Raw genomic sequence first — 11194 nt, forward strand, 5'->3', positions numbered from 1 at the left:
GGCCAGCACCGCGGGCGCTGGGCGCAGGCGCACCCAGCCGATCGCTGCGGCGCCCGCCAGCACCAGCGTCGCGATCAGCGCGCCGCCGGTCGTGGGTGCGGTGGTCCCGGTGACCAGCTTCGCGAGCGTCGGCCCGAGCGACAGATAGAAGCCGCCGAGCGCCCAGCTCGCGGTGTTGAGCGGCAGGATGCGCCACAGCGTGGCACGCGCAGCCGGCGGGATCGCGATGCGCGGACGCAGCGATTGCCAGACACCCGGCCGGCGTGTCACCGTGTCGGGCAGGAACAGCGCGGCCAGCGTCTGCAGCGCGAGGATCGCCAGCAGCACGTCGAACACCAGGTGCATCGGCGCCGGCGCGAACTGCACCAGCGCGCTCGCACCGAGTGCGCCGACGGCCATGCCGAACATCGGCGCGACGCTGTTGAACAGCGCACCGCGCGCCGGGCTCAGGTCGAGCAGCGTCGCGCTCAGCGCGCTGGTGGCGATGCCGGTCGCGAAGCCTTGCACGATGCGCGCCGCGAGCAGCCAGCCGGCCGAATCGGCAGACCAGAACAGCACGATCGACAGCAACTCGATCAGCAGCGACGCGAGGATCACGGTGCGCCGGCCGAGGTGGTCGGACAGCGCGCCGAACACCAGCAGCGCTGCGAGCAGTGCGAAGGCGTAGCTGGAGAAGATCACCGTCAGCGCCAGCGGGCTGAAGCCCCAGGCCTCGCGGTACAGCGCGTACAGCGGAGACGGCGCGCTGGAGGCGGCGAGAAAGCTGACGACCAGCGAGACCGTCAGCCACAGCGAGGCGGTGGTGCCGAGGCGCAGTCCGGGCGCGCGAAGGGCGGCGGGCGCGGTGGCGAGTGCGGGCGTGGTCATGTCGGCTCCTTCAGCTAACGCAAAATATTTGCGTTAGCGGATTCTGAACCCATTCCTGAGCTAAAGCAAATACTTTGCGTTAGCATGGTTTCATGACTGCAACCACCACCCCGCGGCCGGGCGGCCGCAGCGCCCGCGTCCAGGCGGCCGTCCACCGCGCCACGCGCGAGCTGATCGAGCTGCACGGGCGCGCCGAACTGACCGTGCCGATGATCGCGGCGCGTGCCGAGGTCACCCCGTCGACGATCTACCGCCGCTGGGGCGATCTCGGCGAGTTGCTGGCCGATGTGTCGGTCGAGCGGATGAAGCCCGATTCGGAACCGGCCGACACCGGCTCGGTCGCCGGCGACCTGGTCGCGTGGGCGCAGCAGTTCCATGAGGAGATGTCGTCGCCGATCGGGCTGGCGATGATGAAGGACGTGCTGTCGACCGAGGCCCATGGCGAAGGCACCGCGCCGTGCCAGTGCGCGCAGTTCACTGCGGCGCAGATCGCCCTCATCTTCGAGCGCGGCGTGGCGCGCGGCGAACCGGTGCCCGAGGTGCAGCGGGCGATGGACGTGGTGGTCGCGCCGATCATCTACCGTGCGCTGTGGGGGCCGGTGCCGGCCTCGTCGGCGCTGGTGGAACGCTGGGTCGCCGAGTGCCTGGACGGGGCCGGCGCGCGCTGAGCCCTGCCCGTGCGACTCAGCGGCCGGCGTCGGGCTCGCTGCGCCAGACCGGCAAGGCCTGCTCGAACGGGGTGGCGGCCGTACCGAACACGGCCGGGTCCTGGGCGCGCTTCAACCAGGCGCGCGTGTCGTGGTGGGCGCCGGGCAGCGGCTGGTCGGCGCGGAATGCCTCGAACCAGGCGTGCACCGCGCGGTAGCGCTCGGGGTGCTGCGCGCGCGTCCACGCGAGCCCGACCAGGTCGGCGAAACCTTCTTCCCAGCGCGTCGCGCGCATGTCGCGCTCCAGGTCGGCCAGCGGGGTCGTGCCGGCGTCGAGCGCGTCGGTGAAGCCGGCCACCGGCGGTGTGTGCCATGCGCCTTGCACGTAGCGCCAGCAGTGGCCGAGCTCGTGGGCGGTCATCGCCTCGACGACGGTGTCGCGCAGCTCGGCAGGGATCTTCTCCAGCGTGGATTCGGCCTCGGGGTTGCCGCGCATCGTCAGCACCAGCTTGCAGCGGCCGTCGACATAGCCCATCGCGATCGGCGGCTCGCCGCCCTGCGCCACCGGCTGGGCGACGATGTCCAGCGGCAGGCCCTGCGCCCGAGCGTAGGTGATCACCGGCCAGGCGGCCTGCATCCAGCGGGTCTCCAGCGGCGTCAGCGCCGCGGCACCGGCCTGCAACGGGATGTTGGTCACCAAGACGAAGCCCAGCGCCAGAACGACATCGACAACACGCTTCCACATGGCTTCCCATTGAACCGGGAACAGCCGCCATCGTGGGGTCGATCAAGGCCGGGAAAGCGCGCCAGTTTGCACGCCGCGGCGGAATTTGCTCAGTCGTCGGTGTCCGGGGAGGGCGTCACGCCGGCGCCCGGCGGGGGCGGCGCGGCGACACGGTAGCTCTCGCTGGCCCAGGCGCCGAAGTCGACGTTCTTGCAGCGCTCGCTGCAGAACGGCCGATAGGGGTTGTCGCTCGCGTAGAGGCTGTCGCCGGCGCAGGTCGGGCAGCGCACGATGCGGGGCTTGGCGGGGGCATTCATGCGCACAAGGTCAGTTCGAAGGTGGTGTCGATCGCCGCGGGCTTCAGCCGGCCCTCGGCATCCTGCTTCATCAGCCGCACCATCACCATCAGGCGGTGGCCGCTGATCTCGGGCACCAGCTGGYGGCTGCCGTTGTCGATGCGCACCCGCAGCAGCTGGTAGACGCGGCCGGCCGGCAGGCTCTGCTGGTACTGGCCGCCCTGCGTGACGACCTTGTGCGGCACGCCTGCATCGCGCAGCAGCCCGAGCAGCACGCTCAGGGCTTCAGCCAGCGGCGTCAGCGTCGCGATCCAGCCCGACAGGTCGGCGCGCCGGCTCGCGGCGTCATGCTGCTGCCACGCGTAGTAGGCCGGCAGGTCGAACTCGCAGGTGCCACCGGGAATGCTGATGCGGCTGCGGATGCTCATCAGCCACTCGTTGGCCGTCAGCACATGGCCGGCCTTGCCGGGCAGCTGGTTCAGTCCGTTGAACGCATGGTCGACGCGTGCCATCACCTCGAGCAGCGCCCCTTCGGAGATCGCCGGGTTGCCGCGGTAGCTCTGCAGCAGCGCCCGCTGGCGCTCGAGCTCCTTCAGCAGGTCGGACTTCAGGTCGGCGCGCGATGCGACGTCCATGATCTCGAACATCGTCGCCAGCGCGTAGTGGTGGTCCACGGCTTCATCGCGCGGCAGCAGGCGCCCGAGGCGGTCGAACAGGTGTTCGAGCCGGAGCATCGTGCGGATGCTCTCGTTGAACGGGTATTCGTACAGGACCAAAACGGCGGCTTTCCGGGCGATCAATGTGACAACGTGACGCCGGATTGTTCCACAGGGTGGCACTTCATCGCGATGTGATCCATCGTGATTCGATCCAGCTGGACCAGAGACTGCGGACTTCGGCTGCAAGTTCCGCCAGGCTCAGGTTCTCGTTGAAGATCACCGCATCGGCAGCGGCACGGCGCGCCTCGCGGCTGGCCTGCTGGTCGATCACGGCCTGCACCGTGGCCACGGCCCAGCCGGATCGGCGCGTGACGCGCGCGATTTGCGTCGCGGCAGGGCAGTCGACCACCAGCACGCGGTCGACCCGCGCCCGCCAGCGTCCGGATTCCACCAGCAGCGGCACGTCGAAGACCCGGGGGCGATCGCCTGCGGCGGCGGCCTGGCGATCGCACTCGATCCCGATCAGCGGATGCAGGATGGCTTCGAGCTGCGACTTCGCGGCGGGGTCGGCGAACACGACCTGGCGCATGCGGGCGCRGTCGAGGCCGCCGTCGGCGCCGATCGCCGCGGCACCGAACTGGTCGCGCAAGGCATCGATCGCCGCGCCGCCCGGTGCTGCCAGCGAACGGGCGATGGCATCGGTGTCGATCACCGCCGCGCCCTGGTCGGCGAGCATGCCCGCGACGGTGCTCTTGCCGCTGCCGATGCCGCCGGTCAGGCCGATGCGCAGCGCGGCCATGCGGTGGCTCCGGCGATCAGGCCCAGCCGAGCCAGCCGAGCACGCGCGCGTGGCCCGCGAGCAGCACGACGATGCCGCCGCCGGCGAGGAACGGGCCGAAGGGCACGTAGCGCCCCTCGCGCAGCGAACTCATCGCCTTCATGCCGATGCCGACCACCGCGCCGATCACCGAGGCACCCAGCACGATCGGCAACACCATCTGCCAGCCCAGCCAGGCGCCCAGCGCCGCGAGCAGCTTGAAGTCACCGAAGCCCATGCCCTCCTTGCCGGTGGTCAGCTTGAAGAGCCAGTAGACGGACCACAGCGACAGGTAGCCGGCGACCGCACCCCACAGCGCCTGCGGCAGCGGGATCGTCCAGCCGAGCGCGCTGGCCACCAGGCCGGCCCACAGCAGCGGCAGCGTCAGGTTGTCGGGCAGCAGCGTGGTGTCCCAATCGATGCCGGCCAGCGCGATCAGCACCGCCACCATGCCGCACCACAGCACGGCGACCGGCTGCGCGCCGAAGCGCCATCCGATGGCGGCGAACAGCACGCCGGTCAGGATCTCGACGAACGGGTAGCGCGCCGAGATGCGCGTCTTGCAGGCCGAACAGCGCCCGCGCAGCCACAACCAGCTCAGCACGGGAATGTTCTCGTACCAGGTGATCATGTGGCCGCACGACGGGCAGCGCGAGCGCGGCTTCGACAGCGTGATCGGCTCGGGGACGTCGATCTTGACGCCGAGCATCTCGGCGCTTTCGATCTTCCAGCCACGCTCCAGTGCCATCGGCAGGCGATGGATCACGACGTTCAGGAAGCTGCCGATGCACAGGCCGAAGACGGCCAGTGCAGCGGGGGTCAGGAAGATTTCAAGCAGGTCCTTGTCCATCTGGGCCGGTCACACCACCTGGCCGATCTTGAAGATGGGCAGGTACATCGACACGACGATGCCGCCGATCAGGACGCCCAGGATCACGATGATGAACGGTTCCATCAGGCTCGACAGGCCCTTCACGGCCTCGTCGACCTCGTCCTCGTAGAACTCGGCCGACTTGCCGAGCATGCCGTCGAGCGAGCCGGATTCTTCACCGATGGCGCACATCTGCAGCACCATCGTCGGGAAGATGCCGGTGGTCGACATCGAGGTCGTCAGGCTGGCGCCGGTCGACACGTCCTTCTGGATCTGTTCGGTGGCTTCCTTGAAGACGGCATTGCCGGAGGCGCCACCGACCGAGTCGAGCGCTTCGACGAGCGGCACGCCGGCGGCGAACATGGTCGACAGCGTGCGGGTCCAGCGGGCGACCGCCGACTTGTAGACCAGGTCACCGAACACCGGAACCTTCAGCAGCAGCCGGTCCATCGCTTTCTGCATCTTCTCGGAGCGCTTCCAGGACTCCAGGAAGAAGTAGGTGCCGCCGCCCAGGAAACCGAAGATCGCCCACCAGTAGCTGACGAAGAACTTCGACAGCGCGATCACCACCAGCGTGGGTGCGGGGAGGTCGGCGCCGAACGACTTGAACACTTCCTCGAAGGCCGGGATCACGAAGATCATGATGACCGCGATGACGACGAAGGCGACGACCAGCACGGCCACCGGGTACATCAGCGCCGACTTGATCTTGTTCTTGATGGCCATCGTCTTTTCTTGATAGATGGCCAGTCGATCAAGCAGTGCTTCCAGGATACCGCCGGCTTCACCGGCCTCCACCAGGTTGCAGTACAGCGCGTCGAAATACAAAGGGTGCTTGCGGAAAGCCGACGACAGGCTGGTACCCGTCTCGACGTCGGTGCGGATGTCGGTCAGCAGCTTGGTCAGGCGGGGATTGGCGCTGCCGCGCGCGACGATGTCGAAGGCCTGCAGCAGCGGCACGCCGGCGCGCATCATCGTCGCCAGCTGGCGCGTGAAGATCGCGATGTCCTTCTGCTTGATCGAGCGGCCGCCGCCCATGCGGCGCTTCTTGACCTTGTTGACCAGGATCCCCTGGCGGCGCAGGCTGGCGCTGACCACGGCTTCGCCGCCCGCGCGCATCTCGCCTCGAACGATCTTGCCGTTCTTGTCCTTGCCTTCCCACTCGAAGACGAATTCCCGGATGTTGCTTTTCGCCGCAGTTGCAGTTGCCATGGTGCCTGCGAGAACACTCAGGTCCTCGTCCCGTTGAATAGTTGTTCGACACGTGCCGCGAACGGCACGGATTGCATCAGTCGTTGGTAGCGGAGATGACCTCTTCCAGCGTCGTGAACCCGGCCCGGACCTTGACCAGGCCAGATTGCCGCAGGCTGCGGACGCCTTCCTTGGTGGCCTGGTCCGCGATGTCCATCGCCGTTCCTTCGGCCAGGATGATGCGCTGAATGTCTTCGCTGATGGGCATCACTTGGTAAATGCCGACACGACCTTTGTAGCCGTTGCTGCAGGCGGAACATCCGACGGCCCGGTACGGCTTCCAGGTGCCGTCGATGTCCTTTTCGGTGAAACCGGCCTTCAGCATCGCTTCACGCGGGTAGTCGGCGGGCGCCTTGCACACCTCGCACAGGCGTCGTGCAAGTCGCTGCGCGGTGATCAGCAACACGCTGGATGCGATGTTGAACGGCGCCACGCCCATGTTCAGCAGGCGGGTCAGGGTGGTCGGTGCGTCGTTCGTGTGCAGCGTCGACATCACCATGTGGCCCGTCTGCGCCGCCTTGATCGCGATGTCGGCAGTCTCCAGGTCGCGGATCTCGCCGACCATGATCACGTCCGGATCCTGGCGCAGGAACGACTTCAAAGCCGCCGAGAAGGTGAGCCCGGCCTTGTCGTTGACGTTGACCTGGTTGATGCCGGGGAGGTTGATTTCCGCGGGGTCCTCGACGGTCGAGATGTTGACGCCCGGCTGGTTCAGGATGTTCAGGCAGGTGTAGAGCGACACGGTCTTGCCGCTGCCGGTCGGGCCGGTCACGAGGACCATCCCATAGGGGCGGCTGATGCACTTCAGCAGGCGGTCCTTCTCGATCTTCTCGTAGCCGAGGGCCTCGATGCCGAGCTTGGCGCTGGACGGATCGAGAATCCGGATCACGATCTTCTCGCCGAACAGCGTGGGCAAGGTGCTGACCCGGAAGTCGATCGCCTTGTTGCCGAACTTCAGCTTCATCCGGCCGTCTTGCGGGACGCGCTTCTCGGAGATGTCGAGCCGCGAGATCACCTTGATGCGCGACGCGAGCTTTTCCTTGATCGCGATCGGCGGCTGCGTGATTTCACGCAACTCGCCGTCGACGCGGAAACGCACGCGGTAGTGGTATTCGTAGGGCTCGAAGTGCAGGTCGGAGGCGCGGGCGTTGATCGCGTCGATCAGCATCTTCTGCAGGAAGCGCACGACCGGGGCGTCCTCGACGTCGGTCGTGACCTCCTGGCTTTCCGGGGCAGCCGTGGTGTCTTCGTCGGTGACGTCGAACTCGAACTCGCCGCCGACGATGTTCTCGAGCGACTCGGTCGCGCTGGCGCCGCTGCTCTCGAGGATCTTCGCCAGCTTGTCGTGCTCGACGATGATCCATTCCGGCGACAGCTGCGTCGCGAACTTGATGCGTTCAGCGGCTTCCTGGTCGGTCGGGTCGGCGCCGCCGATGAACAGGCGATTGCCGCGCTTGCCCAGCACCAGCACCTGGTACTGAACGGTCAACTTGGCGTCGATGACGTTCTTCGGCAGCTTCTGGGGGTCGACCGCATTCAGGTCGAGCAACGGCAGCGCGAGTGCCGTGGCCAGGGTGTGTGCCAGATCGGAAGGAGAGACTGCACCGGCGGCGATGACAGATGCAACGAAGCTGGCTTTCTTGTCCTTCGAGGACTTGACCAGATCTTCAGCGGTCTTCGCATTCAGCTTGCCTGCATGCACCAGGACCCGGGCAACGCCGGAGAGTGCAGATTGGGGGGCTTCGGCAAGAGTGTCCACAGGCAGGTTTCGTGCAAAAAAACAAGTCGACGATCGAACGATGATCGCCGATTCAAGTGGCACTGTAAACCGAAGCCGGCCCGGGAGCGGTCAAGAAGTCACGCCAAGCAGCCTGATCGCGTGCAACAGATTGCGTCAGGGTGACTGCGACTGAGGGCCGGGCTGATGAACAACGACAGCGAGGACTGCCGGAAAACTGGTCGGGGTGAGAGGATTCGAACCTCCGGCCTCTACGTCCCGAACGTAGCGCTCTACCAGGCTAAGCTACACCCCGATCTTCGGTGCGAACCCGCGAGCATCGCGAGGCACCTGATGACAAACAAGCCGCAGTGTTCTGATTCGGGGGTCTCAGAACGACCTGTCTATCGATCGAAAACACAATTCTAGCAGAGCTTCGCGGTGTTTCGAGTCGGGCAGCGACAAGAGACTCGTGCGTGCCTTGTCAGCCTCGTCGCGCGCGGCTTGCCGCGTGGCGTCCAGCGCACCGGTGAGGCGGACGATTTCGACGATTTCCGCCAGGCGATCCACCTCGCCGTGCTCGATCGCATGGCGCACCACGGCGCGTTGCTCCGTGCTGCCGCGTTCCATCGCCAGCAGCAGCGGCAGCGTCGGCTTTCCTTCGCGCAGATCGTCGCCGACGTTCTTGCCCAGCTGCTCGGTCGCGCCCTCATAGTCGAGCAGATCGTCAACCAGCTGGAAGGCCGTCCCGAGCGCTCGACCGTAGCTCGCGCAGGCCTCTTCGAGGTGCGGCGGCGCATCTGACAGCACTGCACCGAGCCTCGCGCTGGCCTCGAACAGCTTGGCCGTCTTGAACCGGATGACCCTCAGGTAGTCGTCGACTGCGATGTCCGGGTCGTGCATGTTCATCAATTGCAGCACCTCGCCCTCGGCGATCACGTTCGTCGCGTCGGYCAGGACTTCGAGCACCCGCATGCGGTTGACCGACACCATCATCTGGAAGGCGCGCGAATAGAGGAAGTCGCCGACGAGCACGCTGGCAGCGTTGCCGAACAACGCATTGGCGGTTGTCCGGCCGCGGCGAAGCTCCGATTCATCGACGACATCGTCGTGCAGCAGCGTTGCCGTGTGGATGAACTCGACGATCGCGGCCAGCTCAAACCGCTCCGGCCCCCGAAAGCCCAGCGCGTTGGCAAACAGCAACACCAGCATCGGGCGAATGCGCTTCCCACCGGCGCTGATGATGTAGTTGGAAATCTGGTTGATCAGCGCGACGTCGGAGGACAGGCGTTGCCGGATCACCTGATCGACCTCGCTCATTTCCGGTGCCATGAGTTGCGCCATGTCGGGCGCGGGACTGGTGGGATGCGTGGTGGAGGTCTGCACGGAAGGCTCGGGTGGTTGCGCGAAATTATAGGAAGCAGGCGCGCGCGATCGATTCGTGCAGGATTGCCCGCTCGGTGAATGCCTCGTCGCTGGCGTCGGGCTTTCCCAGGCTTGGCTGCGCGTGATAGACTCGCGGGCTCTGCATTTCCTGCAGGGTTCGCCCATGGGTGCCGTCCATCGAGTAGATCGAGAGCCGAGGCCCTGGCGGAATTCATCGAAAGGGCTGATATGTACGCGGTCATAAAAACCGGTGGCAAACAATACAAGGTTGCTRCWGGMGAAAARATCAARRTAGAACAGATTGCTGCGGATGTTGGCCAAGAGATCACGATCGACCAGGTGCTCGCTGTCGGAAACGGCGCGGATCTGAAAGTCGGGACTCCCTTGGTTGCGGGCGCAAGCGTGAAGGCCACCGTGGTGGCGCAGGGCAGGCACGACAAGGTGCGCATCTTCAAGATGCGTCGTCGCAAGCACTACCAGAAGCGGCAAGGTCACCGCCAGAACTTCACCGAGATCGAGATCAGCGCGGTCGCCGCCTGATCGGCTGTCCCAAGCTTCCAGGAGTTAAACCATGGCACAGAAAAAGGGCGGCGGTTCCACACGGAACGGCCGCGATTCCCAACCGAAGATGCTCGGCGTCAAGGCCTTTGGCGGCCAACAGATTCCGGCCGGTTCGATCATCGTCCGCCAGCGCGGCACGAAGTTCCATGCCGGTCAGAACGTCGGCATCGGCAAGGACCACACGCTGTTCGCACTGGTCGATGGTGAAGTCAGCTTCGCCATCAAGGGCCCGCGCAACCGCCAGACGGTCAGCGTCAAGACGGCAGCGTGAGCTGCGGCTGCCTCGCGCAGCCGGCGTTGATCCCGAGCCCCGGTCACCCGGGGCTTTTGTTTTTTCCGGTCGCCGGACGACCGGTGGCCTACCATGCAGCCTCTGGCGGCGCGGTGGCCTGTGGGCGAGATCATGAAATTCGTAGACGAAGCGACCATCGATGTGGCGGCAGGCAATGGCGGCAATGGCTGCATGAGCTTTCGCCGCGAGAAGTTCATTCCGTTCGGTGGACCGAACGGGGGTGATGGCGGGCGCGGCGGCAGCGTCTTCGCCGTCGGCGATCGCAACCTGAACACGCTGATCGATTTCCGCTACGCACGCCGGCACGAGGCCCGCAGCGGCGAGAACGGTCGCGGGTCCGACCAGTACGGCGCCGCTGCCGAAGACATCGTGCTGCGCATGCCGATGGGCACGATCATCAGCGACACCGAAAGCGGCCAGGTGCTGGCCGAGTTGCTGGTGCCGGACGAGAAGGTGTTGCTGGTCAAGGGCGGCGACGGCGGCTTCGGCAACCTGCACTTCAAGACCAGCACCAACCGCGCACCGCGCCAGAAGACGCCCGGCTGGCCCGGCGAGCAGAAGAAGCTGAAGCTCGAACTGCGCGTGCTGGCCGACGTCGGCCTGCTCGGCATGCCGAACGCCGGCAAGTCGACGCTGATCGCCGCGATCTCGAATGCCAAACCGAAGATCGCCGACTACCCGTTCACGACGCTGCACCCGAACCTGGGTGTGGTTCGCGTGGCGCCGGAGCAGAGCTTCGTCGTGGCCGACATCCCCGGCCTGATCGAGGGCGCGGCCGAAGGTGCCGGCCTCGGCCACTACTTCCTGCGCCACCTGCAGCGCACCCACCTGCTGCTGCACCTGGTCGACATGGCGCCGTTCGACGAGGCGGTCGACCCGGTCGCGCAGGCGAAGGCCATCGTCACCGAGCTGAAGAAATACGACCAGTCGCTGCATGACAAGGCGCGCTGGCTCGTCCTCAACAAGCTCGACATGGTGCCGCTCGAAGAGCGCGAGAAGCGCGTGAAGGATTTCGTCAAGCGCTTCAAGTGGAAGGGCCCGGTGTTCCAGATTTCCGCGTTGACGCGTGAAGGTTGCGAGCACCTGGTGCATGCGATCTACAAGCA

Annotated in this window: 14 protein-coding genes and 1 tRNA gene; 4 read left to right on the forward strand and 11 right to left on the reverse strand. The window is 66.3% G+C overall.

Annotated elements, in window-relative coordinates; all coding sequences use genetic code 11:
• Window positions 1–867: MFS transporter (locus AC1D15_RS07615; protein WP_477825518.1), on the reverse strand; the 867-nt coding region annotated here is incomplete at its 3' end.
• 92 nt (window positions 868–959) lie between these two features.
• Between AC1D15_RS07615 and AC1D15_RS07620 the strand changes: the two genes are divergently transcribed.
• Window positions 960–1535 (forward strand): TetR/AcrR family transcriptional regulator, encoded by a 576-nt coding sequence (locus AC1D15_RS07620; RefSeq protein WP_465110908.1) that lies wholly within the window; start codon window positions 960–962, stop codon window positions 1533–1535.
• 16 nt (window positions 1536–1551) lie between these two features.
• On the opposite strand, the gene AC1D15_RS07625 is transcribed toward AC1D15_RS07620, so the two are convergent.
• The 10 genes from AC1D15_RS07625 to AC1D15_RS07670 form a co-directional block, all read right to left on the reverse strand.
• Window positions 1552–2259: a hypothetical protein gene (locus AC1D15_RS07625; protein ID WP_477825519.1), complete on the reverse strand. Its 708-nt coding sequence runs from the start codon at window positions 2257–2259 to the stop codon at window positions 1552–1554.
• Between the two features lie 89 nt (window positions 2260–2348).
• On the reverse strand, window positions 2349–2555 hold the full coding sequence (locus tag AC1D15_RS07630; protein ID WP_047500129.1) for a DNA gyrase inhibitor YacG: 207 nt from the start codon (window positions 2553–2555) through the stop codon (window positions 2349–2351).
• Window positions 2552–3310, reverse strand: coding sequence for a cell division protein ZapD (gene zapD / locus AC1D15_RS07635; protein ID WP_477825520.1), 759 nt, complete (start codon window positions 3308–3310; stop codon window positions 2552–2554). Before zapD ends, AC1D15_RS07630 begins: the two co-directional genes overlap by 4 nt.
• 64 nt (window positions 3311–3374) lie before the next feature.
• The gene (coaE, locus tag AC1D15_RS07640) at window positions 3375–3992 is read right to left on the reverse strand and encodes a dephospho-CoA kinase (protein WP_477825521.1); all 618 of its coding nucleotides are present in this window, start codon (window positions 3990–3992) and stop codon (window positions 3375–3377) included.
• Window positions 3993–4008: 16 nt separating this feature from the next.
• On the reverse strand, window positions 4009–4860 hold the full coding sequence (locus AC1D15_RS07645; RefSeq protein WP_477825522.1) for a prepilin peptidase: 852 nt from the start codon (window positions 4858–4860) through the stop codon (window positions 4009–4011).
• A gap of 9 nt (window positions 4861–4869) precedes the next feature.
• A complete protein-coding gene (locus AC1D15_RS07650) occupies window positions 4870–6093 on the reverse strand; it encodes a type II secretion system F family protein (protein WP_047500138.1) in 1224 nt (407 codons plus the stop codon).
• Between the two features lie 76 nt (window positions 6094–6169).
• The gene (gene pilB / locus AC1D15_RS07655) at window positions 6170–7897 is read right to left on the reverse strand and encodes a type IV-A pilus assembly ATPase PilB (protein WP_047500994.1); all 1728 of its coding nucleotides are present in this window, start codon (window positions 7895–7897) and stop codon (window positions 6170–6172) included.
• 191 nt (window positions 7898–8088) lie between these two features.
• Window positions 8089–8165, reverse strand: a tRNA-Pro gene (locus AC1D15_RS07660).
• Window positions 8166–8239: 74 nt separating this feature from the next.
• Window positions 8240–9181 carry an octaprenyl diphosphate synthase gene (ispB, locus tag AC1D15_RS07665; protein ID WP_477825525.1) on the reverse strand — a complete coding sequence of 314 codons (942 nt, stop codon included), beginning with the start codon at window positions 9179–9181 and terminating at the stop codon, window positions 8240–8242.
• Between the two features lie 79 nt (window positions 9182–9260).
• Window positions 9261–9413: a hypothetical protein gene (locus AC1D15_RS07670; protein WP_465110912.1), complete on the reverse strand. Its 153-nt coding sequence runs from the start codon at window positions 9411–9413 to the stop codon at window positions 9261–9263.
• Between the two features lie 50 nt (window positions 9414–9463).
• On the opposite strand from AC1D15_RS07670, the gene rplU reads away from it, so the two are divergent.
• The 3 genes from rplU to cgtA form a co-directional block, all read left to right on the forward strand.
• Window positions 9464–9775, forward strand: a complete 312-nt coding sequence (gene rplU, locus AC1D15_RS07675; RefSeq protein ID WP_477825523.1) for a 50S ribosomal protein L21 — start codon at window positions 9464–9466, stop codon at window positions 9773–9775.
• A 31-nt stretch (window positions 9776–9806) separates the two neighbouring features.
• Window positions 9807–10067 (forward strand): 50S ribosomal protein L27, encoded by a 261-nt coding sequence (gene rpmA / locus AC1D15_RS07680; RefSeq protein ID WP_047500144.1) that lies wholly within the window; start codon window positions 9807–9809, stop codon window positions 10065–10067.
• 132 nt (window positions 10068–10199) lie between these two features.
• The coding region (cgtA, locus tag AC1D15_RS07685; protein ID WP_477825524.1) for an Obg family GTPase CgtA at window positions 10200–11194 on the forward strand (995 nt) is incomplete at its 3' end.

This window comes from Rhizobacter sp. P2_H2, from assembly GCF_056403375.1.

What these genes read in the sequence shown, in the direction of transcription:
- AC1D15_RS07620 (WP_465110908.1), top strand. Translation starts at nt 960, where the DNA reads ATGACTGCAACCACCACCCCGCGGCCGGGCGGCCGCAGCGCCCGCGTC.
- AC1D15_RS07625 (WP_477825519.1), bottom strand. Translation starts at nt 2,259, where the DNA reads ATGTGGAAGCGTGTTGTCGATGTCGTTCTGGCGCTGGGCTTCGTCTTG.
- AC1D15_RS07630 (WP_047500129.1), bottom strand. Translation starts at nt 2,555, where the DNA reads ATGAATGCCCCCGCCAAGCCCCGCATCGTGCGCTGCCCGACCTGCGCC.
- AC1D15_RS07645 (WP_477825522.1), bottom strand. Translation starts at nt 4,860, where the DNA reads ATGGACAAGGACCTGCTTGAAATCTTCCTGACCCCCGCTGCACTGGCC.
- AC1D15_RS07650 (WP_047500138.1), bottom strand. Translation starts at nt 6,093, where the DNA reads ATGGCAACTGCAACTGCGGCGAAAAGCAACATCCGGGAATTCGTCTTC.
- AC1D15_RS07670 (WP_465110912.1), bottom strand. Translation starts at nt 9,413, where the DNA reads ATGGACGGCACCCATGGGCGAACCCTGCAGGAAATGCAGAGCCCGCGA.
- rpmA (WP_047500144.1), top strand. Translation starts at nt 9,807, where the DNA reads ATGGCACAGAAAAAGGGCGGCGGTTCCACACGGAACGGCCGCGATTCC.